The organism is Streptococcus sp. oral taxon 431, from assembly GCF_023115445.1.
Lineage (GTDB): Bacteria > Bacillota > Bacilli > Lactobacillales > Streptococcaceae > Streptococcus.
Genome location: NZ_JALDUI010000001.1, coordinates 33,605 through 56,111, shown reverse-complemented (window position 1 = coordinate 56,111; position 22,507 = coordinate 33,605). Strand labels below are relative to the sequence as shown.

The 22,507-nt window shown below is 35.6% G+C and carries 20 protein-coding genes and 1 pseudogene; 5 read left to right on the top strand and 16 right to left on the bottom strand.

What is annotated here, in order from left to right:
- Window positions 1-27: 27 nt before the first annotated feature.
- From ftsY to M1R56_RS00270, 3 genes are read right to left on the bottom strand one after another with little or no spacing between them, the layout of a single operon-like run.
- Window positions 28-1,479, bottom strand: a complete 1,452-nt coding sequence (ftsY, locus tag M1R56_RS00280; RefSeq protein WP_248034128.1) for a signal recognition particle-docking protein FtsY — start codon at window positions 1,477-1,479, stop codon at window positions 28-30.
- A 3-nt stretch (window positions 1,480-1,482) separates the two neighbouring features.
- Window positions 1,483-2,301: a Cof-type HAD-IIB family hydrolase gene (locus M1R56_RS00275; RefSeq protein ID WP_248034126.1), complete on the bottom strand. Its 819-nt coding sequence runs from the start codon at window positions 2,299-2,301 to the stop codon at window positions 1,483-1,485.
- Window positions 2,301-3,092 carry an HAD family hydrolase gene (locus M1R56_RS00270; protein ID WP_000594105.1) on the bottom strand — a complete coding sequence of 264 codons (792 nt, stop codon included), beginning with the start codon at window positions 3,090-3,092 and terminating at the stop codon, window positions 2,301-2,303. Before M1R56_RS00270 ends, M1R56_RS00275 begins: the two co-directional genes overlap by 1 nt.
- Before the next feature lie 331 nt (window positions 3,093-3,423).
- Between M1R56_RS00270 and M1R56_RS00265 the strand changes: the two genes are divergently transcribed.
- Window positions 3,424-3,891, top strand: a complete 468-nt coding sequence (locus tag M1R56_RS00265) for an 8-oxo-dGTP diphosphatase (RefSeq protein WP_214254575.1) — start codon at window positions 3,424-3,426, stop codon at window positions 3,889-3,891.
- Between the two features lie 412 nt (window positions 3,892-4,303).
- On the opposite strand, the gene M1R56_RS00260 is transcribed toward M1R56_RS00265, so the two are convergent.
- The 4 genes from M1R56_RS00260 to M1R56_RS00245 form a co-directional block, all read right to left on the bottom strand.
- Window positions 4,304-5,089, bottom strand: a complete 786-nt coding sequence (locus M1R56_RS00260) for an ABC-2 family transporter protein (protein WP_003013947.1) — start codon at window positions 5,087-5,089, stop codon at window positions 4,304-4,306.
- Window position 5,090: 1 nt separating this feature from the next.
- Window positions 5,091-5,885, bottom strand: coding sequence for an ABC-2 family transporter protein (locus M1R56_RS00255; protein WP_003013825.1), 795 nt, complete (start codon window positions 5,883-5,885; stop codon window positions 5,091-5,093).
- The gene (locus M1R56_RS00250) at window positions 5,882-6,868 is read right to left on the bottom strand and encodes an ATP-binding cassette domain-containing protein (RefSeq protein ID WP_248034124.1); all 987 of its coding nucleotides are present in this window, start codon (window positions 6,866-6,868) and stop codon (window positions 5,882-5,884) included. Before M1R56_RS00250 ends, M1R56_RS00255 begins: the two co-directional genes overlap by 4 nt.
- Before the next feature lie 1,057 nt (window positions 6,869-7,925).
- Window positions 7,926-9,140, bottom strand: a complete 1,215-nt coding sequence (locus M1R56_RS00245) for an MFS transporter (RefSeq protein WP_248034122.1) — start codon at window positions 9,138-9,140, stop codon at window positions 7,926-7,928.
- A gap of 398 nt (window positions 9,141-9,538) precedes the next feature.
- Between M1R56_RS00245 and M1R56_RS00240 the strand changes: the two genes are divergently transcribed.
- Complete coding sequence (locus tag M1R56_RS00240) at window positions 9,539-10,387, top strand: Rgg/GadR/MutR family transcriptional regulator (protein ID WP_248034120.1); 849 nt, start codon at window positions 9,539-9,541, stop codon at window positions 10,385-10,387.
- 43 nt (window positions 10,388-10,430) lie between these two features.
- On the opposite strand, the pseudogene M1R56_RS00235 reads toward M1R56_RS00240, so the two are convergent.
- From M1R56_RS00235 to rnc, 5 genes and pseudogenes are all read right to left on the bottom strand, one after another.
- Window positions 10,431-11,381, bottom strand: a pseudogene (locus M1R56_RS00235) (helical hairpin domain-containing protein); the annotation flags it as partial.
- Between the two features lie 78 nt (window positions 11,382-11,459).
- Entirely contained in the window at window positions 11,460-12,038 is a 579-nt protein-coding gene (locus M1R56_RS00230; RefSeq protein ID WP_248034118.1) for an HD domain-containing protein, read from the bottom strand.
- Between the two features lie 138 nt (window positions 12,039-12,176).
- The gene (locus M1R56_RS00225) at window positions 12,177-12,836 is read right to left on the bottom strand and encodes a trimeric intracellular cation channel family protein (protein ID WP_000344917.1); all 660 of its coding nucleotides are present in this window, start codon (window positions 12,834-12,836) and stop codon (window positions 12,177-12,179) included.
- A gap of 86 nt (window positions 12,837-12,922) precedes the next feature.
- Window positions 12,923-16,462: a chromosome segregation protein SMC gene (gene smc / locus M1R56_RS00220; RefSeq protein WP_248034116.1), complete on the bottom strand. Its 3,540-nt coding sequence runs from the start codon at window positions 16,460-16,462 to the stop codon at window positions 12,923-12,925.
- Window positions 16,453-17,151, bottom strand: coding sequence for a ribonuclease III (rnc, locus tag M1R56_RS00215; protein WP_248034114.1), 699 nt, complete (start codon window positions 17,149-17,151; stop codon window positions 16,453-16,455). The genes smc and rnc overlap by 10 nt, the downstream gene beginning before the upstream one ends.
- A gap of 153 nt (window positions 17,152-17,304) precedes the next feature.
- Here rnc and M1R56_RS00210 point away from each other — a divergent pair, with 153 nt between their 5' ends.
- From M1R56_RS00210 to ffh, 3 genes are read left to right on the top strand one after another with little or no spacing between them, the layout of a single operon-like run.
- Window positions 17,305-17,637, top strand: coding sequence for a putative DNA-binding protein (locus tag M1R56_RS00210; RefSeq protein WP_000402062.1), 333 nt, complete (start codon window positions 17,305-17,307; stop codon window positions 17,635-17,637).
- A gap of 2 nt (window positions 17,638-17,639) precedes the next feature.
- Window positions 17,640-17,855: a 2-oxoglutarate:acceptor oxidoreductase gene (locus tag M1R56_RS00205; protein WP_248034112.1), complete on the top strand. Its 216-nt coding sequence runs from the start codon at window positions 17,640-17,642 to the stop codon at window positions 17,853-17,855.
- Between the two features lie 17 nt (window positions 17,856-17,872).
- A complete protein-coding gene (ffh, locus tag M1R56_RS00200; protein WP_248034110.1) occupies window positions 17,873-19,438 on the top strand; it encodes a signal recognition particle protein in 1,566 nt (521 codons plus the stop codon).
- 29 nt (window positions 19,439-19,467) lie between these two features.
- Here ffh and M1R56_RS00195 read toward each other — a convergent pair whose 3' ends face one another.
- The 4 genes from M1R56_RS00195 to sodA form a co-directional block, all read right to left on the bottom strand.
- Window positions 19,468-20,358, bottom strand: a complete 891-nt coding sequence (locus M1R56_RS00195; RefSeq protein WP_248034108.1) for an RluA family pseudouridine synthase — start codon at window positions 20,356-20,358, stop codon at window positions 19,468-19,470.
- Window positions 20,348-20,809 (bottom strand): signal peptidase II, encoded by a 462-nt coding sequence (lspA, locus tag M1R56_RS00190; RefSeq protein ID WP_248034106.1) that lies wholly within the window; start codon window positions 20,807-20,809, stop codon window positions 20,348-20,350. The genes M1R56_RS00195 and lspA overlap by 11 nt, the downstream gene beginning before the upstream one ends.
- On the bottom strand, window positions 20,806-21,714 hold the full coding sequence (locus M1R56_RS00185) for a LysR family transcriptional regulator (protein ID WP_248034104.1): 909 nt from the start codon (window positions 21,712-21,714) through the stop codon (window positions 20,806-20,808). Before M1R56_RS00185 ends, lspA begins: the two co-directional genes overlap by 4 nt.
- Before the next feature lie 156 nt (window positions 21,715-21,870).
- Window positions 21,871-22,476, bottom strand: coding sequence for a superoxide dismutase (gene sodA, locus M1R56_RS00180; protein ID WP_248034102.1), 606 nt, complete (start codon window positions 22,474-22,476; stop codon window positions 21,871-21,873).
- Window positions 22,477-22,507 lie beyond the last annotated feature (31 nt).

The following is a 22,507-nucleotide window of genomic DNA, read 5'->3' as shown; positions in this document are numbered from 1 at the left end:
CTGCAAGAATTCTTGCAGGATTTTCTTTTATATCAAACCTTCTAGAAGGCCCTTCATAAAGTTTTCAGAGTTAAACTCACCGATATCATCGATTTTTTCACCAAATCCAATCAACTTAACAGGAATATTGAGTTCTTCACGGATAGCCAGAACGACACCACCTCGGGCAGTTCCATCAATTTTGGTTAAGACAATTCCTGTAACAGGAGTAATTTTTGAAAACTCTTTGGCTTGTACAAGAGCATTTTGACCTGTTGAGGCATCCAGGGCTAGGAAGGTTTCATGCGGAGCTTCTGGAACGACACGTTTAATGATACGACCAATTTTTTCCAACTCTGCCATCAAGTTTTCCTTGTTTTGTAAACGGCCAGCTGTATCAATCATGAGAATATCAACACCTTCAGCCACCGCACGTTCCATCCCATCAAAGACAACACTAGCTGGATCTGCTTTTTCAGGTCCAGTAACCACAGGAACATCTACACGACGACCCCATTCTGCTAGCTGGGCTACTGCACCAGCACGGAATGTATCCGCAGCAACAAGCATGACTTTCTTGCCTGCTTGCTTGTAGCGGTGCGCTAATTTACCGATTGAAGTTGTTTTCCCTACACCATTAACACCTACAAAGAGCATAACTGTCAAACCATCTTGGAAGTTAATGCTTTCATTGTATTGTCCATCTTTTTCGTAGAGCTCTACCAATTTTTCAATGATAACACGACGGAGGGCATCTGGTTTCTTGGCATTTTCAAGCTTAGCTTCGTAACGTAGCTCTTCTGTTAAGTTTGAAGCTACCTGTACACCAACGTCACTCATGATTAAGAGTTCTTCTAGTTCTTCGAAGAATTCTTCATCAACAGAGCGGAAGTTAGCAAAGAAGGCATTCAAACGAGCACCAAATCCCGTACGAGTTTTCTTTAGACTACGGTCATATTTTTCCTGTACAGTCTCTTGGACTTGAGGAATTTCTTCGATTACTAGATCTTCTTCCACTTCTTGAGAAGTGTCTGCTTCCGTTTCGTCTGATTGAGCTTGATTAGCTTCTTCATCGTCGCTATCACTTGAAGGTACTTCTTCGACTGGTGACTCAGGTTCTTCTGCAACAAATTCCACTACTTCTCGAGAGCTGGCTTCAGTTTCTTCAACTTCTGTTGACTCTGACTCTTCCTGACAGCAATGACACTCAGTTTCTTTTTCAAGCTGAATTTCTTCCTGAGGAGTTGCTATTGGTTCAACTGTTTCTAGAGTTGTTTCTGCTACTGGTTCTTCCGACTCACTATCTTCTTTAAAATAAGTTTCCTCAAATTCTGAACTTTGGTCGATTTCTTCAGTAGTTTTCACTTCAACTTCTTCATTTACAAGTGCTTCAACTTCCTCGCCAGGTTCTGTCAGATCCAAGTTTTCCAAAGCTTCTTTAACAACTTCTTCGATTTTTGGTTCTTCTTTTCTACCAAATAAACGGTCAAATAATCCCATACTTTAGTTCTCCTTCAGTACATATTTTTCAATGGCCCAGGCAACAGCTTCCTCGTCATTGGTCATAGGGGTGACTACATTTGCAACTTCCTTGACCTCAGGCACTGCATTTTGCATAGCAACACCGAGTCCTGCCCACTCAATCATGGAAAGGTCATTGGCCTCATCTCCACAAGCCATCACCTGACTTCGGTCAATTCCTAGGTGGTCAATCAATTTATCTAATCCAGTAGCCTTATGAACGTTCTTTGGTGACCATTCCAAAAGCATGTCACGAGATTTAAAAATTTCATAATTGTTAAACAAGTCTGGAGAAATATTAGCAATTGCGGCATCCAGTGGTTCTTGGGCAAAAGCGGTCACACATTTGTTGTAGGTCATTTGACTAGACAAATCTTCAAAGTCAATTGGAACAAAAGTCAGAGCAGGATTAAATTTAGCATACAGACTCTCTTGATCTGATTGGATTTGGTAAACGGTTCCTTCTGAAATAGCATCTAAAGGAATGCCTAGTTTTTCAGTTTCCTCATAAATACGTGTCACATCATCAATCGAGAATACTGTCTTATCAAGGATTTCACCCGTATTTTTCTGAACCAATCCACCATTAAAGGTAATGGTATATTCATCATCATGACCGTCTGTCCCTAGCTCTTTGAGGAAGAAATCCATAGCCTTGAGGGGACGTCCAGTTGTCAGTACCACTTTGACTCCCTGATCACGCGCAGCCTTTAAAGTTGCCTTGGTACGATCAGTTAATTTCTTGTCTGTCGTCAGCAAGGTTCCATCTAAGTCCAAAGCAATTAATTTAATATCTGCCATTACAATTCCTCCATATAAGCAATAACTGATTGGTCCTTGTGGTGTCCAATAATTGTTTCAGCAAGTTCTAAAATCTCTGGACGAGCATTTTCAGGTGCTACTGGATGCCCAACCACTTGCATCATGTGAAGATCATTTAGATTATCACCAAAGGCCATCACTTGATCCATATCCAGATTTAATTTCTTAGCCAATTCGACAATAGCGACTCCCTTATCAACATGGTCTAAAACGATATCAATGGATTCAAAGCCTGTCGTCATAGCCTTGACCCCAGGAACATGTTCATTAACCCAAGATTCTCCAGCGTCAACCGTTTCTTCAGTGAAGTTAGTTGTGAATTTGAAAATCTCATCGGTAATCTCTTCAAGACTGGCTACTTTTTTGATATTTTCATTGTAATGATGACTAAACATAAGATAGGTTTCATCTACTGTGTCTAATACATAGCAAGCCTCTTTACCAGTCAAGAGCATCTTTTTCTCATCAAAATAAGGTGAAGTCTTTAGTTTTTCAAATGTTGATAGGTAAAAATCTCGAGGCATGGTTGCTTCATAGAGGTCCTCTCCATGGAAACGAACGAGACTCCCATTTTCAGCAATGAAAATAATCTCATCTTTAACATCCGCAAAATGCTTTTCAAGTGACAAAAGCCCACGACCAGATGCAACAGCAAAGTAGATTCCTTTTTCTTGATAAGAATGGAGCAACTTTTTCAGACGCTCCATATCAAATTGACCGGCACCATCCAAAAAAGTACCGTCCATATCCGTTGCTACTAATTTAATCATAAAATTCTTCATACTCCAATTAATAAATCTACCTTCTATTATACCATAGAAAAAGTAAAAAAAGACGTGCTGAATTGACACATCCTTGTCTTCTATAAATCAATCCATATGCCATTTTTAAGGCCAGGCTGATTTGCCTGCCTTCTTTTAATCCAACCTCTCAACACTTTTCTTCCAAAGTTCTTGATTGAAGTCTATTCTGAGAGTTAATCAGCTATTGCGTAAAAATTATCAATCTTTGTCTGAGATACATTTGTCGCAATCATAAATAGCATATAGTTCTTGACATATAATCTTGCATATGAAAAAATACTTGTTGGAGGTTGATCATATGACTGAAAAAATCAAAAACTGGGTTAATATTTGTGTTTTGAAAAATCAAGAAATTTTATTACTTAATAGACAGCACGATAATTTTCCTGGCTGGATTCCACCGGGCGGAAAAGTTGAATTCCCTGAAAGTTTTTTTGAAGCTGCATTACGGGAACTTAAGGAAGAAACTGGACTTACTGCATTAAATCTTGAATTAAAGGGAATTTCAGGCTTTACTAATTCAATTGGTAATGAGAGATTTGTCTTCTATGACTTTTTATGTACTCAGTTTACTGGTGAACTAAACACATCAGCTGAAGGTGAACCAAAATGGTGGAATCTAAAAGATATTGATAAAATACCAATGCAAGATGAAATAAGAAAAAGGCTACCGCTTTATTTAAGAAAAGGCAGCTTTGAAAGTATTAACTATTGGGATGATAATAAGAAATGCATTAGTGAAAACAAAACAATTTTATTTGACTAATATTTTCTACAGTATCATCAAATGCAAAAGTCTTAATCCATTAGTAATTTTTGTATAATTCAATACTCAACACAATCTGTCTTTAATAACATATAATTTAACGTTATACAAAACAAGGGTATCTAAACTCTAACAACTTTTTCCTTGTATCTATAGATAGCTAAAAAGCCTTGGAAACATTCCAAGGCTTTCTCTATATTCTATTGTATCAATTTCCATATTCCCTGCAGGAATCGAAAAACAGGACTCAAACCCTTGATTTAAAGGCTTTTCTAACTTACTTGGTCAATTTTTGGTCAAAAATTTCGCTTACTTTTTTTCAAACTCACTCCGGCAATTCCACCTTCAAGCTCATATCCGAAAGTACAGCGAATCACTTCCTTTAGTCAAACATATAACTGAACAACATTGTTTATCTTCCTGCACTTTCATATTTTTTCAATCCTTTTCTAAAAATTGTACGACTGATAATAATCAAAAAAACTGTAAAAACTATTTGATAGAAAAATAGGTTCAATGTATCTTTCCCTAAAAATATTAATACTGCAGGATTGGCAATTAATAAATTGGGAACAAATAACATAGTGATCAATCTGTTAATACCTGTAAAAATATTATATGGATACTTAGAAATTCCAATATAATTCAAAAATACATCTACTTTTGAAAATTTAGTTGGGAACCAAAATGAACTAATCGTTATTAGAAACCAAATTGAATAATATATAATACAACCACACATTAAAGAAAGGATATAAAATAATATTTTTAATGAATTTAAATGTACATTTAAATTTCCATAACTTATAAAAATGATCGCAAGACCAAAAAAAGTATTCACGAATTGAACTAAATTAAATGATCTAAAAATATAGAACAACTGAGTATCAAACGGCCTCAATAAAATTTGATCCAAGTTACCACTCAAAATATCTGATTCTAAAATTCCCATACTTCTAATTAACAATCCCATCATAACTCCATCTACAATAGTGTAGGAACCTACCAAAAATAAAATTTGATAATAGTCCCAACCATTAAAAGAGTCTATGTTTAAGAAAATCAATCTAAAAAATACAATAGGTAAACCAATCCACAGTATCGACGAAAATAGACCACAAAAGAAGTCAAAATGAAAATTCATATCAGATTTAAAACCAAAATGAAGTAGCCTAAAAATTACTTTTATTCTAAACATTTTATCCTCCCACATTTGAGAAGTGCTCCACTCCTTTTCTCAATATGAATCTTGATATAATATAAAAAATGATGCACCAAATCAATTGAATACAAATAATTCTCAAATAGTCTATTAATTTATATGTATCATTACTAAACATCTGAAGCGGTTCATATACTAAGTATTTAAAAGGTAATACATCTAAAAACAGACGAAAATTATTTGAAAAAAAACTTAAAGGCAATAATATTCCTGATAAAAACTGAATTACTATTTCTTTAACAGTAAGGACAAAAAATATATTTTCTAACCAAAAAGAAAGCATACCTACACAACATGATATTAAAAACCATAGAACCATAGATAGAATAATTGCAATACTTCCTAAAATAAGAATTTCAATGGTTAATAACTCATTCTTGTAATAAACACTGGAGAATAAAATGACAGGAATGATGATAAATAATAAATGAGCAAGCCTATCTCCAAGCATTTTACAAAAATAATACTTATAAAAAGTAACAGGTTTTATTAATATGCTAAAAAAATTTCCTGAATGAACATCGTCATTGATTTCCCAATCAACTGGATAAAAAACAAAATATGAAAAAATTATAGTCCCCAAATAGTATTGAACCATTGAGGTAAAATCATATCCTGCTATATTTATCTGGTTACTCTGATATATATACGTCCATAAAAATACTGATATCATAATTTGTATACTTGCCTGTAACATTAACAATAGTACACTTGATTTATAGTTCAAAATAGATCGAAATGATATCAGAATAATAGACATTTCTTTTTTCAATTGTGCTCCTTTTTTGTAAAATAGTTTTGTAAAATAATTTCTTCTAAAGAAAGATTTGATATTTCAAAATCTTCTATATCTACAAGCTTATTGATTGATTCTAATGTCTCAAAGACAAAATCTCTAGGTATTTTTAGTATACATTCCGATTTTGTTTGAGAAATGACTACTACTCCTTTAACAGAGCATAACTCTGGTACCAAATCTAATGTCATTTTTATCTTTAAATATTTAAAATCAGAAAATTTAGATAAAATAACATCCATTGACTCCTGCAAAATAATTTTTCCTTTGTCAATGACGATTAATTCGTCACAAACAGACGAAATATCATCCATATCATGACTCGTTAAAATAATAGTAGTATGACATTCTTCATTCATTTTCTTTAAAAATGTTCTGATATCTTTTTTAGACTGTATATCTAACCCTATAGTAGGCTCGTCTAAAAATAATATTTCCGGACTTGTTAAAGATGCCGCGATAAACTCCATTTTCATTTTTTGTCCAAGAGAGAGGGTCCGGACCTGCTGGTAAAGCTGATCTTTTACATTCAACAAATTGCTTAATTCCTGAATTCGTTCTTGTAAAATCGCCGGTTCTACCTCATATAAAGTACCAATCATTTGAAAATAATCCATAGCCGAAACATCTTGAAATAACTGTAATTTATTTCCTACTACTATTGAAATTTTTTTTCTAAAATTTATACTTCTTTTAAATGGAATTTCTCCATTCACTTCTAATTTTCCGGAACTAGGATAAAGAGTCCCAGTCAACATTTTAATCGTTGTGGATTTACCAGCTCCATTACTCCCAATAAAGCCAACTATACTCCCTCTCTTAATCGTAAAACTAATATCTTGAACAGCTCGAATCGTTATTTGATTACGTTTCAAAAATCTCTTGATAAATGGGAGTCTTGAATCAAAATTATAAAAATTTTTAGATAAATTCTGAGCATTAATAACTATTTCACTCATATATCTCTCCTTTCGATAAAATATATTTACTTGTACTTTTTCCATACTTTACCAAAATGCTAAAGATTGAGCTAAAATCTTCGGGATGGGTAAAATAATAGATGTTAAATATATGTCTTCGTGTACTTCTGTTATTAAATCAATAATCCTCTGACTACTCTTAGAAGATATCAAAAATTCCGACCACAACGTTTCTTATTGATTTTATAACGGTTATAGTAATCATACATTTAAAGATTCAAATTCCATAATCCATTCCTTGCTATTCATAAATTACCTCCATTTTTTATAGTCAGTCTAATATCTACAATTTTCTATATAATATTATTGTATCATTATTTTATATATTCGTATATAAATAAGACAATATTCCTCATAACTAATTTACATTAAACAGAGATAAATCAGTCAAAAATTAATTTTTTAACTAACATAGCGAGCATAAATAACTTATACCTATAAAGACTTACTCCTATGATCTACTTAACCTCATAATCATCAAAATCAAAACAAATATTTAGTCAAATTTTGGTCACACTTTGGTCACACTTTGGTCAAAAATTCCAAAAATACTAAGTTATTTTAAGGATATTAAAAACCCTAACAATCGCTGTTATATCAACACTTTTAAGAGTGGTTGGTCAAATTTTGGTCAAAATAGTGACTAACTTATTTTTTGACTAACCTTCATTTTTTTTTAAGAAATGAAATTTGACTAGAACTTTTTTCTTTTTCTGCCTCACTATTTTTAAATATAGTTGTTCTTGTTTGAACAGACTTTTCACTCGATTTCATTTGGATTATAACATCTTAAATTGTTTAGCTAGAATAGCTAACTCTTATTAGACAGGAAGTATAATCTAGCATATCATACTTATTTTTAAAATACTTATAGAAATCATAGTGATTTTCTTGTTCATAGATAATATTGCAATACTCTGTTTCTGCACACTTAATAATTATTAAATCTAAATTATATAGTACATTATGTAAAACCTTTTTCAATTTTTTATTTTACTACGAATTAATATTATTTTTTCTAATGATAATTAATCCACTAATCTTCCTTTATAAATATTGCAGTTCTTTTCTTAGTTAGCTTTTTTTCATAACTCTTTATAAGAATAACCAATAAACTACTTAGTAATCCCAAAATAACTAGACTTAATCTCGGGTTTAAAAGCCAATTAAAATAAGCAGCCAGTATCCCTCCAAAAGGAGCAAAAATGGTAGCTATTACAAAAGAACTAGAAAGTATTTTACCAATATTATACTCAGTACTTTCTTGTTGCTGTATTGTTGTAATTGAGACAGAAGCTATTGTAATTAGTCCACTCAAAATTGAGTAACAAATTCCAAAAAAAATCCAATTTTCTACTATTCCGCTTGCCATAATGACAAGTGGGATAGTTGCCATTGATATATTCATTAGGATAAAGGTATCCTTCTTATTCAAAAAAGTAGAAAGAAGGGTTACTGCTATCAAACTACCAAATCCAGCAATGGAGTAAACAATCCCAACAAGACTATTGGATAATTTTAATTGATCCTGTAAATAATAAATAATCGTTGCATTGAAACCTAGCATAGCGATATTCACAACAATAGTAAATAGTAAAGAAATCCTCAACTTAATATTTGTAAAGTTCTCTTTAAAACCTACAAAAATTTCTTTTATATCATCATTACCATTCTCCTTGTGTTCTTGATCTGGAATATATGAAATTAGTATTGAAAGAAATAATAACAAGAAAGAAGCACTATTAATAAAAAAAATGCTATTAATATTAAACTTTAACATTAGTATCCCTGCTATAGCTGGAGAAATTAATTTTGAAATAGTTCGGACACCTTGAAACTGAGAATTATATTTTTGCAATTCTTCCTTCTCAAATAAGGCAGGAGTAATGACTGAGAATCCTGTTTGAAAAAGTGTCGAAAATAAAGGTATCAAAAATGCAATAACATAGTAAAAAAATATAGAAACTGAATATTTAGATAATATCGGTATTACACTACATAATAATGCCGGCATTAATGTAGACCATAATAGTATTTTTTTCTTATTGAAATTATCTAATAAGTAACCCATAACAAATCCCAAGAAGAATTGAGGTAGCAATTCAATAATCACCATTCCTCCCATTGCAAAAGACGAATGAAATTCTTGGTAAATTAAGATTGGAAAAGCAATTTTCTGAAATCTATCTCCAATATTTGATATAAATTCACCAAAAGTTATTGTATAAAACGTTTTCTTGTTAATATCCAAAATGTCCCTTCTTTCTAGTTAAACCACGATGAATATCACTTTTTATTAAATCGGTAAGACTTATTCCAAACCTCTTTGCAAGAGTTGGTACCGCACTATTTTCACTTAAACCATACATATTTACTAACTCAATGAAATATACATCCTCGCCAGATACTCTAAAATCAAGATAACAAGTACCATCTATTTCGTAATAATCCAAAATAAGTGTTAAGTTATAACTAAACACTTACCTGTACAGGTAAGAATCAACCTCCGACTATAATGATAATATCCATAATCAATAACAATATTGATGTAAATTTTAAAAGTTTTTTCATACTGAACCTCCCTTTATTTTTTTATTTATTGTATAATAAATAAAAAATCCTTGTAATTTTGTTGGGAATATGGGAAAAATGAAATCAAAACTTGGTATAACACTCAGAAAAATTCGAAAAGGGAAGAAAATAAGTTTAAGTTCAATTGCTGATAGTAATTTATCTAAATCTCAAATCTCTAGATTTGAACGGGGAGAATCAGAAATCTCTTGTATTCGACTAATCAATATTTTAGATAAATTACATATAACTTTGGATGAATTTATTATTCTTCATGACAATAATTCTACTAGAACTGGATCATTCGCTAACTTGGTGCAATATATTCGAAAACACTACTCCACAAAAAATTTTGATAGTATTATTGAATTACTATCAAAATCTTCAAGTTATAACTTGGGTCCTTATGAAAAGACAATGGTAAAATCGATTCTCTATACAACAAATAAAAATTTTCTCCCCTCGGACGAGGAGTTATTACAGCTTACAGATTATCTTTTTAAAGTTGAAAACTGGGGTTACTATGAAATTATCTTATTAGGTAACTGTGTAAGAACAATTAATTATAACTCCTTTTTCCTATTAACTATAGAAATGTTAAAAAATTATATCTATTCAACATTAAATAAGACAAATAAACGGCTTGTTACACAATTGGCAATCAATTGCCTAATTGTTAGTATTGATAAAGAAGAATTTCAAAATTGTAGTTTTCTAATCAAAGAAATAAAAAAATTACTAAATAATGAATTAAACTATTATGAACAAACCGTCTTCTTATATACATGTGGATACTTTGAATTTAAGTGCAATCTTGCGAACGGAATCGAAAAGATGAAACAAGCACTTCAGGTATTTGAAATTCTAGGAGAACATAATATAAAAGCACAGTACCAAGAGCACTATGACAAATATATTAATCAATGACACAAGGATAGTTAATCTTTAACCACCATAGGATTAGTTCTTGTTATTCCAATAGTATTTCTATACTAAATTTTTTATCAAAATCCTTATCATTCAGTACTTTTACAAACATTTCTAAATTTTTTATTAAGTTCTCATACTCATAAAGATAATGATTTAGCTCCTCTTGAAACGCTCTTATTTCTTCACTTACTTGTTCTACTGTAATTGATTCTGGCAAATTTAATTTTAAAAAGTCATATCTTGCAAGCTTTCGACTGCTCACATCTTCACTCTTCAAATTAATAAGCACTTCCGCCATCTTATTTAAGTTGGCGATTTTTTCATTAATTTGATTTAGTTTTATATCTATCTCTGCTATTTCTTTTACTAACTCATCTTTAATGTCTTGGTATTTCTTATCTGCTTCAGTTAATTCAATGAAGAGGTTAATCTCAGTAATCTTTTCCTGTAGACTCTTAACTGTAGGTCTTCTGTATGGTATTACTCGACTATCGTTGGTTAGCTGTCTTATCAATGTTCGTCCTTTGACATACTGATTCTTATCCGAATGTTCTTTGTTATAGACAAAGTATGAGGTTGTCTCACGTATAAAGATTTTATATTTTGTTTGATTCTCTTCTTCCAGAATATCTAATTGATAATTGGGAATGAAAATGAGACCACTCTGCTTAATACCAAAAGACACTTTGATATAAATGCCCTCATCAACTAGCTTCGCTATTTGGTTCTCTGCAAGTTCCACTTCAAATTCACGAACGGTATCTCGTTTTTCTTTAAATGTCTCAAAGGCTTCCTCAATCTCTTCAGTGGATACTTTATCCTTATCTCGTTCTTCTTGGAAAGCATGGTACTGTTCCTGTAAATTCTCTAATCCTTCTGAAGCACCGACTTCCTTATTTTTAAAATAATCTTGAAAAAATTTGACATCATATAATTTCTTATCACTTATTTTTTGATGACCCAAACTTATCTTTTGATTATCTTCTTCCAAAGATTCAGGATGACAAATTTAATCATATATATTTCCATTCTCCAGTTAAAAATCTATCTTCTATTGGGCTAATTGTTATTAAAAATATAAGCCCTTTTCCACACTTTCCTGAATCAAGTCTTCTATCAGTTTCCATAATTCTTCTGATTCACTTTTTATGAACTTTTTCTTTTCTAATACCATGTCTGCACTGATATTATCAGGATTATAATTGAATTCTGACACTTCCAAGTGATTTATCAGTGGTACCAAGGCGTCGATCACTCTTGCATATCTTGCTTCAGCACTATGCCCTTTTTCAAATTCCAACCACAAATTTTTCATATTCAAATATTTCTCTTCTGGAAGGAGGCTCATTGTTTTTTCTATAGATGCTAGTTCTCTATCATGAGAATGAAGCTTTTTTTCATCATCAAAAACCCAAGTATTTCCGGCATAAATCTCACCTAAATCATGAATCAAAAACATAGGAATCACTTTTTCCATATTCAATTTTTCAGGATAATAATCTTGAAGAACCATTGCAGCTATGGCACCCTGCCAGGAATGCTCGGCACTATTTTCAAATCTGCCATCAAGAGTTCTATTAAATCTTGTGACTGCCTTTAATTTCTCTATTTCTTTAATAAAATTAACTGAATGTTTCAAATTACTCATTGCTATTCCTACCTTATTCGAAATTACAAATATAATAGCAAAAATTAATCTTTACATCATTCATTTTCCGTATTTGCAAAAAAATAACGCCTAATCCACATGAGATTAGACGCTGATAATATAACTCTCGCTTATTCATCAGTTCAAGGTTCTCTTATCCATATTTGGCAAAGAGAGCTTGAACTTAATAATACAAAGTCGAATCACAAAGCCAACTATCGAGAGAATGATAAAGGCAGTAATTCTTGGAAAGTGAAGGACAAAGGCCAACCAGTAATAAATAACTCCGATTACGAAAGATAGAAGGGCATAAATGTCTTCTTTAAGAACACTCGGAACTTCGTTGATTAATAGGTCTCGGATAATACCACCACCGGCTCCTGTTAGACAAGCCAAAATCCCTGCAGACATTAGATTTAGCTTACTATCCACTAAGGCTGTCGCTCCAATCAAGGAGAAAATAATCAGCCCAATAGAGTCAAAGATGAGATAGGCTTCCCTCAACCACTTATAGAACTTTTTATCATGACTGGCATTGGCCTGTTTTGAAGTTACAAAGACATACATAATAACCGCTACCAGGATAGAGACATAAATGGGGCTAGGATCTGCTAGAGAAGCTGGAAAGCGACTAATAATGGAATCTCTTAGGATTCCTCCGCCTACAGCAGTTACAATTGCCAATAAACTGATTCCAAAAATATCTAAACGTTTACCAAATCCTTTGATGGCTCCTGAAGCAGCAAAGGCTATAGTTCCAATATAATTACAGATCATTAGGAATAGGTCAAAATCCATATAAGCTCCTCAATTTATTTTTGTAACCCTCCGACTTCTTGAAGGTTATTTAAATGCTTAGCTTAAAAATTGGTAACGAGCACTAACTAAGCATCCATATTATCTAAATCTTTTAGTTTAACAGAGACAATCTTAGAAACACCAGATTCTTGCATGGTCACACCATAGATAGAGTCTGCTGCCGCCATAGTTCCCTTACGGTGGGTAACGACGATAAACTGACTATCCTTATCAAATCGGTTGAGATAATCTCCAAAGCGTTTAACGTTTGCTTCATCAAGTGCAGCTTCTACTTCATCCAAGATAACAAATGGGATGGTCTTGACACGAATGATTGAGAAGAGCAAAGCCAGAGCTGACAGGGCCTTCTCTCCACCACTCATAAGATTGAGAGACTGAATTTTCTTGCCTGGAGGTTGAACAGAGATTTCGACACCTGCTGTCAATAAATCACCTTCTGTCAGAATTAGGTCTGCTTGACCACCACCAAACATCTGCTTAAAGGTTACTTTGAAGGATTCACGAATAGCTTCAAAGGTTGATTTAAATCGTTCCTTCACTTCATCGTTCATCTCTGTAATGGTTTCAAGAAGAAGATTTTTGGCAGAAAGAATGTCATCACGCTGACTATTTAAGAATTCCAAGCGTTCGTGAACTTCGTCAAACTGTTCAATGGCATCCAAGTTAACCGGACCAAGTGAACGAATGGATTTCTCCAAATCCTTTACCTTTTGTTCAGCGATTGCCAAATCTTCCAATTGGTTGGCTTGTTCTAATGCTTCAGTATAACTAATCTGGTATTCTTCAGTCAGTTGACCTTGAAGATAGCGAAGGCGGTCTGTAATCTTCTCTTTAGTCGCTTCTGCTCGTGTTTGCTTACGAATCCATTCTTCATTTTGCTGACGAGCTTGTTCTAAATGACTAGCAATATCATCCAATTGACCTTCAATATCATCTAGTTCAAACTGCTTACGAATCAATCCTTGTTGAATTTCTTCCTTTTGACTCTTAGCTTCTGCTTCCTGCTTGGCTAAAAGTTCAGTATCAACTTTTTCAAGATTGTCTACTTTTTCTTGCAAAAGACGTTCAATCTCTTCTTGTTCAATATTGAGGTTCTCAAGTTCTTTATTGATCCGTTCAATATCTGAAACTTCATAACGCTTTTGACCTAACATTTCTGTTTTACGAAGACGCTCTTGGGAAAGTTTTTCCTGTAAGTTTTGATAGCGTTCCTGAATAGCATTTTTATTGAACTTGATTTCTTCAATCTCAGATTCCAGCTTTTGCTTTTCGGTGGCAATAACTGCGAGACGTTCTTGGCATTTTTCTTTTTCAGCTTGCCAATCTCCACCTCTGAGATTGTTTAATTCTTGCTCCTGAAGTTTCAAGAGTGTCTCAAGTTCTTCAACTTGCTGGCATGTTTGTTGATAAGCAAGATACAAGCCTTGCTCTTCTATACGAGCTTGTTCCCCTTTGGACTTAATAGTCTCCAAAGTTTGACTAAGTTCGTTCAAGGATTCTTGAACTGACTTCAGATTTTCTTCCTCTTGATGCAGAAGCTTTTCTTCTTGAGCAATCTCTTTTTGCAACTGCTCCAATTCAGGCTTGATGAAAATGCTGTTATTTTGACGATTAGCACCACCAGCATAAGAACCACCTGTTCGCAATTCTGTACCATCTAGGGTTACCATGCGAACTTGATAACGCACCTTACGAGCTGCATCACGCGCATGTTCCACTGTATCAAAGATGGCTGTCGTAGCTAGCAAGTTTTTAAAGATAGCTTCATGTTTGGCATCAAAAGTAACTAACTCGTCAGCCATACCAAGAAAGCCTGGACTTGAGGCAATCACATCTTGGTTTTGACCTGAAATACTACGTGCCTTAATGGTTGTCAAAGGTAGGAAAGTCGCACGACCAGCTCGATTTCTCTTAAGAAAATCGATGGCCTTTGTTGCTGCCTGTTCATCTTCAACGATGATGTGTTGGCTACTTGCACCGAGAGCAATCTCAAGGGCTGTCTGATAATGAACGTCAAAGGTTAAATGTTCACTGACTGCTCCGATAATACCACCCAAGCGATTTTTTTCTTGTAGTACACTCTTAACACCTGCATAAAAATTGCTATGGTTTTTAAGAATGTTCTCCAAACTTTTCGCCTTGGCCTGTTTGTTTTTCAGGCTATCCAAACGGTCAAAGAGTTGATTTTGTTGACTTTGATAAGCCTGCTTTTGTGCTTCTTCTTCTTTGGCACTGGTTTGATAGTCAGCAAGTAAGTTCTGTACTTCTTCTTTAGCTGATTTAAGGGCAAGCTCTTGCTCACTAGCCTTGGATTTGGCAGAAGCCAATTGTTCCTTCAAGGATTCTAATTGTTCTTCTTGCTTTTGAGTCTGTTGGCGACTATTTTCAAGGTCATTTTCAATCCGTGTCAATTGGTTAGAGACATCCGCTTCTTCCTGTAAGAAAGCCACGAAACGTTCACGCAATTGCTCAATCATTTGGTCTGGATCATCAGAAAAAGCTAATAATTCTGCTTCTAAACGATTGAGTTCCTTCGTATTGACCACTAAATTTTCTTCTAACTGACTGAGATTTGCTTCTTTTTCTTCCTTCTCTTGAATGAGGGCATTTCTCTTTTCATCCAAACTAGCCAAACGTACTTGAGCCTCTTGTTGATTGAGGGCAACCTGTTCAGTTTCTAGTTTTGATAAAGCTAACTTACGTTCTAAATCACTGATTAAACTAGTCAAATCCATCAAGCTTGACTGGTCTTTTGCCATCTCAGCTTGCAAATCATGACGTTTCTTTTTGAGTGTTTGGTTTTCTTCTTCTAAGTCTTGACGTTTTTGATAATAACTGGTCAAAAGTTCTTGGACTTGGTTTAATTCTTCTTCTGTCACATTCAATTCAGCCTTATTAGCTTGAATCTGAGCAACCAAAACATCCAAGTAGATCGCTTTACGTTGACTATCTAGTTCCATAAATTTGCGAGCTGTTGCTGCTTGCTTTTCCAAGGGCTTGATTTGATTGTCCAGCTCATAGATGATGTCTTCTAAACGATCCAAGTTGTCTTGGGTTTGTTGGAGTTTACTTTCCGTCTCTTTACGACGAGTTTTATACTTTAAAACTCCGGCAGCTTCTTCAAAAATAGCCCGACGTTCTTCAGGTTTAGAATTGAAGATTTCTTCGACCTTCCCTTGGGAAATGATGGAGAAAGAATCACGTCCGAGTCCAGTATCTAAGAAGAGGTCATGGATATCACGGAGACGAACTTTTTTGCCGTCAATCTTGTACTCACTATCTCCACTCCGATAGATATGACGTTCAACTTTGATTTCCTGGCCTGCATCCTTGATAAAGCCATCTTGGTTATCCAAAGTAACAATAACAGAAGCGTAGTTTAGAGGCTTCCGACTTTCTGTTCCTGCAAAGATGACATCAGGCATCTTCCCACCACGCAGACTCTTGACACTAGATTCACCAAGTGCCCAACGGAGGCTTTCAGTGATATTTGATTTCCCAGAGCCATTTGGTCCTACAACCGCTGTCACCCCTTGGTCAAAAACAACCTTGGTCTTGTCAGCAAAGGACTTAAACCCTTGGATCTCAATTTCCTTTAAATACATGAATCCAGCCCTTTCTCAACTGCATTTTTAGCGGCTTCCTGCTCGGCCAATTTTTTAGAGCGTCCTTTACCTGAACCTAGACTTCGCCCCTCAACAAGGACTTCAACCTCAAACATCTTATCATGGGCTGGCCCAATCTCTGAAATCACCTGATAACGAATATCAACATCTCCATTAACTTGGAGCAATTCTTGCAGGTGAGTCTTATAATCCTTGATCATCTCAAAATCGCCAGCTTCAACCTTTGGAATCATGACTTGGTAGATAAAGGTTTTTACAGTCTTTATATCCTTGTCTAAAAGCAGAGCACCCAAAAAGGCTTCAAAGGCGTCGCCCAAGATCGTGTCTCGGTTACGACCACCAGACTTTTCCTCCCCCTTACCAAGCTTGATAAACTGGTCAAACTGACAATCACGGGCAAAACCAGCCAAACTCTCCTCACGGACAATCATAGCACGGAGTTTTGACAAGTCCCCTTCTGGTTTTTTAGGGTATTTTTTAAACAGATATTCTGAAATCAATAATTGCAGAACAGCGTCTCCTAAAAATTCCAAGCGTTCGTTGTGTGAAATTTTTAAGAGGCGGTGCTCATTGGCATAACTGGTATGGGTAAAAGCTGTTTCAAGTAAGCTTTTATCTGTAAAAACAAGTTCAAAACGGTCTTGTAACACTGATTCTAATTCTTTCATGATTACCTCTTTCTAAATCATTATAATCCTATCCATTATATCAAAAAAAGCCTTCATAGTCAGAAAAGAACAGTGAAAAGCTTATTTTCTAACTTCTATCTAAAATCAGCCCCCAGCTAGCGGATTAGGCTTTTTTTTGGTATAATAAATCTTATGGAAATTGAAAAAACCAATCGAATGAATGCTCTGTTTGAATTTTATGCAGCCCTTTTGACTGATAAACAAATGAACTATATCGAACTCTACTATGCAGACGACTATAGTTTGGCTGAAATTGCTGAAGAATTTGGTGTTAGTCGTCAGGCTGTTTATGACAATATCAAACGAACTGAAAAGATTCTTGAAGATTATGAGATGAAGCTCCATATGTACTCTGACTACATTGTTCGCAGTCAGATTTTTGATCAGATTTTGGAGCGTTATCCAGAGGATGCTTTTCTGCAAGAGCAAATTGAGATTTTGACCAGTATTGATAATAGGGAGTAATCATGGAAAATCTTGTTGTCTATAAAGGAATACCTTGCAAACTATTAGCTGCAGAGGAACCATTTCCTACTCGACTACAGATTATCTCGCCCAATGATATCTCCAAAGCTATGCAAATAGGTTTTAGCTGTTGGGGATATCCAAATGAAATCATGAAAGAAGTCACAACCGAAGAACTAGAGAGTTTGCAACATTTCGGACGATTTCCATTGAATTGAAAAAATAGGAGAAAATAATGGCATTTGAAAATTTAACAGAACGTTTGCAGAACGTCTTTAAAAACCTACGTAAAAAAGGAAAAATTACAGAGAGCGATATCCAAGAAGCAACCAAAGAAATTCGTCTGGCTCTTTTAGAAGCCGACGTTGCTTTGCCTGTGGTTAAGGATTTTATCAAAAAGGTTCGTGAACGTGCCATTGGGCATGAAGTCATTGATACCCTCAATCCAGCTCAACAAATCATCAAGATTGTCAATGAAGAATTGACAGATGTCCTTGGTTCGGACACAGCTGAGATTATCAAGTCACCAAAAATCCCAACCATTATCATGATGGTCGGTTTGCAAGGGGCTGGTAAAACAACTTTTGCAGGTAAACTTGCTAATAAACTCAAAAAGGAAGAGGATGCTCGTCCTTTAATGATCGCAGCTGACATCTATCGTCCTGCTGCTATTGACCAGCTCAAGACACTGGGACAACAGATTGACGTACCTGTATTTGCTCTTGGTACTGAAGTCCCTGCAGTTGAGATTGTTCGCCAAGGTTTGGAGCAAGCGAAAGCTAACCATAACGACTATGTTTTGATCGATACGGCAGGTCGTTTGCAAATTGATGAACTTCTCATGAATGAGCTCCGTGACGTTAAAGCACTTGCTCAACCAAATGAGATTCTCTTGGTCATCGATGCCATGATCGGTCAGGAAGCTGCAAACGTTGCGCGTGAATTTAACGCTCAACTAGAGGTCACTGGCGTCATCCTTACAAAGATTGATGGTGATACTCGTGGTGGTGCGGCCCTCTCTGTTCGTCACATCACAGGAAAACCAATCAAATTCACTGGTACTGGTGAAAAGATTACCGACATTGAAACCTTCCACCCTGATCGTATGGCTAGCCGTATTCTCGGTATGGGGGATATGCTGACTCTGATTGAGAAAGCTTCCCAAGAATACGACGAGCAAAAAGCCATTGAAATGGCTGAGAAGATGAGAGAAAATACCTTTGATTTCAACGATTTCATCGATCAGTTGGATCAGGTGCAAAATATGGGACCAATGGAAGATTTGCTCAAGATGATTCCAGGTATGGCCAACAATCCTGCCCTTCAAAATATGAAGGTGGATGAAAAACAAATTGCTCGCAAACGTGCCATCGTTTCATCTATGACTCCTGAAGAACGTGAAAATCCAGATTTGCTCACTCCAAGTCGCCGTCGTCGTATTGCAGCTGGTTCTGGTAATACCTTCATCGAAGTCAACAAGTTCATCAAGGACTTTAACCAAGCCAAACAACTCATGCAAGGTGTTATGTCTGGTGACATGAACAAGATGATGAAACAAATGGGCATCAACCCTAACAATCTTCCTAAAAATATGCCTGGAGGTATGGATATGTCAGTCCTTGAAGGTATGATGGGACAAGGTGGTATGCCTGACTTATCAGCTCTTGGCGTAGCAGGAATGCCAGATATGAGCCAAATGTTTGGTGGAGGTCTCAAGGGAAAAATCGGGGAATTTGCTATGAAGCAATCCATGAAACGCATGGCTAATAAAATGAAAAAAGCTAAGAAAAAACGCAAATAAAAAGGGACTCGCTTGAGTCCTTTTTCTGTCTAGTTATTTCGAAGTTTTTCCAAAGTCTCTTTAAAGATATCTGGAATATCAGCAGTAAATTCCATAGTTTCCCCTGTTTTAGGATGAGTAAATCCAAGCGTTTTGGCATGAAGAAATTGCCCATGTCCTTTCAAGGTTTTACGAGGGCCATAAACCTCATCACCAGCGACTGGATGACCGATGTAGGCCATATGCACACGGATTTGATGAGTTCGTCCTGTTTCCAGTTGCAACTCCAGCAATGTATAATCACCAAAACGTTCTAAGACTTGAAAACGTGTCACTGCTGGTTTGCCTTTAGCAGTCACAGCTTGTTTCTTACGGTCTTTTTCACTACGTCCAATCGGCGCCTCAATGACTCCACGGTCGTTAGGAAGATTCCCATGAACGATGGCCCAATATTTTCGAAGAGACTTCTTGTCCTTCAATTCTTGAGCTAGTGCTAAATGGGCATCATCGTTTTTAGCAATCATCAAGAGTCCAGATGTATCTTTATCAATACGATGGACAATCCCTGGACGCAAGACACCATTGATGCCCGATAGGTCCTTGATATGATACATAAGGGCATTAACCAAGGTACCACTGGTATGACCAGCACTTGGATGAACAACCATTCCTTGAGGTTTATTGACTACTGCTACATCCTCATCTTGGTAAATAATATCTAAAGGAATATCCTCAGCTACATACTCCAAAACCTCTGGTTCTGGCACCTGATAAGTAACGACATCGCCCTCTTGGACCGTATACTTGGCTTTCTTGACCTGGCCGTTGACCAAGACTTGGCCTGATTTGATTTGTTCATTGGCGAGACTTCGCGACAGTTCTGTCAAATCTGACAAAGCCTTATCTAAGCGTAGTCCACCTGTTTCAATTTTAATTTCCATTCATTTCCTCTTTTAGCATTGCAAGCAATAACACAACTACTCCTACTGTCAGATAACTATCAGCTACATTGAATATCGCGAAATTGATAAAGTCTAAGTGGAACATATCCACGACAAATCCTTGGCTAATGCGGTCAATAAAGTTCCCTAGACCACCTGCAATAATCAAAACCAATCCAGAGACAGTCCATAAGGAATCCTCCATGTGTTTATGGAGATACCAAATGGCACCTACCACGACGACCAGGGTAATGACAGCGAATAACAACTGCTGATCTTGTAAGATAGAAAAGGCTGCCCCCCTATTTTGCAGATAGGTCAAACTGACCAGATTTGGGATCCATGATTTAATTTCACCAAGAGAAATATTCTGAACGACATAAGCCTTTACCAATTGATCTAACACTATTAAGATTGCTATGACTCCTGCTACTATTCCTCTTTTTTTCATGCTTTCCTCTTCTGATCAAAATACTCTTGCATAACCTCTACAAATAAAGTCCCTGCTTGGCTCAAGTCTACTTCCTCACGCTTGACATAAACCATGCGATTATTGAGATTATCATTTAGCGGAATAACGGTAATTCCGTTCACACTATCGCTATCTAAGAATCCAGATCCAGTCGCATAAGCATCTGTTCTTTCAAGAATCCCATTCAAGGTAGCTCGGTCAGTTACATTGAACATTTGAGAACTTGCACTTGTATCCACAAAGTTCTCTGAGTAATAAAGATACTCATCTTTTTCCTGTGTGAATCGAACTGTTGGCAAATCTGCCAAATCCTCCATAACCAACTCTTTTTTCTTGGCTAAAGGATGTCCTTCACGCAGATAGATATGCGTCTGGAAAGGAATCAACTCAATCACTTCAAGGCCTAACTTTTCAACCCGTTGCATGATACCCTTTTGGTTTTGATTATTAAGGTAGATAATTCCAATCTCACTATGTCCTTGGGCTACTTCATCCAAAATCTGAACAGTTGTAGATTCAAAAATACGGAAATTTTTATAGTCTGGGTACCGTTGAGAAAAAGTTGTGATAGTCGGTGGCAAGAAATCATAGTGCTGGCTGGCTATTGAAAACTCATCCTTTTCCTCTTCAGGATTGGCATACTGGTTCTGGAAAATATCAAATCCTTTAACCAACTCTTGGGCCTTTTCATAAAATTCCATTCCACGACGAGTAAGAAAAGTACCTGAACTAGTTCTACGGAAAATCTTGAACCCTAGCTCTTTCTCCAGATCTCTTACAGAAATAGATAGGCTGGGTTGGCTAACGTACATTTTCTCAGCCGCTTCACGAAAAGTACCACTATTTGCAATAGCAACAACATAACGTAATTGTTGAATATTCATGATTTCTCCTTCGATTTCTATCTTATCATTATACCATAAATCAAGCCTATCCAACAAAGGAAAATCATGTATCTTAGACTTCTAAGCAGAGTAAACAAAAAACACCTTTAAAGCTAGACCCAAAATCCAACTAAAAAGGAGTGTTACCAAATGCGATTATTTAGCTGCTGCGTAAAGCTCGTCTACTTTGTTCCAGTTGATAACTGAGAAGAAAGCTTTGATGTAGTCAGGACGAACGTTGCGGTATTTCACGTAGTAGGCATGTTCCCAAACGTCCAAGCCCAAGATTGGTTTTTTACCTTCTGAGATTGGTGTGTCTTGGTTTGCAGTTGAAGTCACTTCAAGCTTACCTTCTTTGTTAACAACCAACCATGCCCATCCAGAGCCAAAACGAGTTGTTGCTGCTGCAGTGAAGGCTGCTTGGAATTCTTCGAATGAACCGAAAGTTTCATCGATTGCTACTGCAAGTTCTGCTGATGGAGCTGTTTTCTCAGGAGTCATCAATTCCCATAAAAGAGCGTGGTTCAAGTGTCCACCACCATTGTTGATAAGCGCTTGACGGATATCAGCTGGGATAGATTCAACATCTGCAAGCAAAGCTTCAAGGTCTTCACCGATTTCAGGGTGTTTTTCAAGAGCTGCATTTGCATTGTTAACGTAAGTTTGGTGGTGTTTGTCATGGTGCAAATGCATTGTTTCAGCATCGATGTATGGTTCTAATGCATCGTATGCGTATGGAAGTTCTGGTAAGATAATAGCCATCTGTAATACCTCTTTTTCTTTCTATATAAAG

Bases quoted from the DNA above. Each gene is read 5' to 3' on its own strand.
- M1R56_RS00265 (WP_214254575.1), top strand. From the start codon at position 3,424: ATGACTGAAAAAATCAAAAACTGGGTTAATATTTGTGTTTTGAAAAAT.
- M1R56_RS00230 (WP_248034118.1), bottom strand. From the start codon at position 12,038: ATGAGTAATTTGAAACATTCAGTTAATTTTATTAAAGAAATAGAGAAA.
- M1R56_RS00275 (WP_248034126.1), bottom strand. From the start codon at position 2,301: ATGGCAGATATTAAATTAATTGCTTTGGACTTAGATGGAACCTTGCTG.
- M1R56_RS00250 (WP_248034124.1), bottom strand. From the start codon at position 6,868: ATGAGTGAAATAGTTATTAATGCTCAGAATTTATCTAAAAATTTTTAT.
- M1R56_RS00270 (WP_000594105.1), bottom strand. From the start codon at position 3,092: ATGATTAAATTAGTAGCAACGGATATGGACGGTACTTTTTTGGATGGT.
- lspA (WP_248034106.1), bottom strand. From the start codon at position 20,809: ATGAAAAAAAGAGGAATAGTAGCAGGAGTCATAGCAATCTTAATAGTG.
- ftsY (WP_248034128.1), bottom strand. From the start codon at position 1,479: ATGGGATTATTTGACCGTTTATTTGGTAGAAAAGAAGAACCAAAAATC.
- sodA (WP_248034102.1), bottom strand. From the start codon at position 22,476: ATGGCTATTATCTTACCAGAACTTCCATACGCATACGATGCATTAGAA.
- M1R56_RS00205 (WP_248034112.1), top strand. From the start codon at position 17,640: ATGGAAAATCTTGTTGTCTATAAAGGAATACCTTGCAAACTATTAGCT.
- M1R56_RS00185 (WP_248034104.1), bottom strand. From the start codon at position 21,714: ATGAATATTCAACAATTACGTTATGTTGTTGCTATTGCAAATAGTGGT.
- M1R56_RS00240 (WP_248034120.1), top strand. From the start codon at position 9,539: ATGAAATCAAAACTTGGTATAACACTCAGAAAAATTCGAAAAGGGAAG.
- M1R56_RS00260 (WP_003013947.1), bottom strand. From the start codon at position 5,089: ATGTTTAGAATAAAAGTAATTTTTAGGCTACTTCATTTTGGTTTTAAA.
- ffh (WP_248034110.1), top strand. From the start codon at position 17,873: ATGGCATTTGAAAATTTAACAGAACGTTTGCAGAACGTCTTTAAAAAC.
- M1R56_RS00195 (WP_248034108.1), bottom strand. From the start codon at position 20,358: ATGGAAATTAAAATTGAAACAGGTGGACTACGCTTAGATAAGGCTTTG.
- M1R56_RS00225 (WP_000344917.1), bottom strand. From the start codon at position 12,836: ATGGATTTTGACCTATTCCTAATGATCTGTAATTATATTGGAACTATA.
- M1R56_RS00210 (WP_000402062.1), top strand. From the start codon at position 17,305: ATGGAAATTGAAAAAACCAATCGAATGAATGCTCTGTTTGAATTTTAT.
- smc (WP_248034116.1), bottom strand. From the start codon at position 16,462: ATGTATTTAAAGGAAATTGAGATCCAAGGGTTTAAGTCCTTTGCTGAC.
- rnc (WP_248034114.1), bottom strand. From the start codon at position 17,151: ATGAAAGAATTAGAATCAGTGTTACAAGACCGTTTTGAACTTGTTTTT.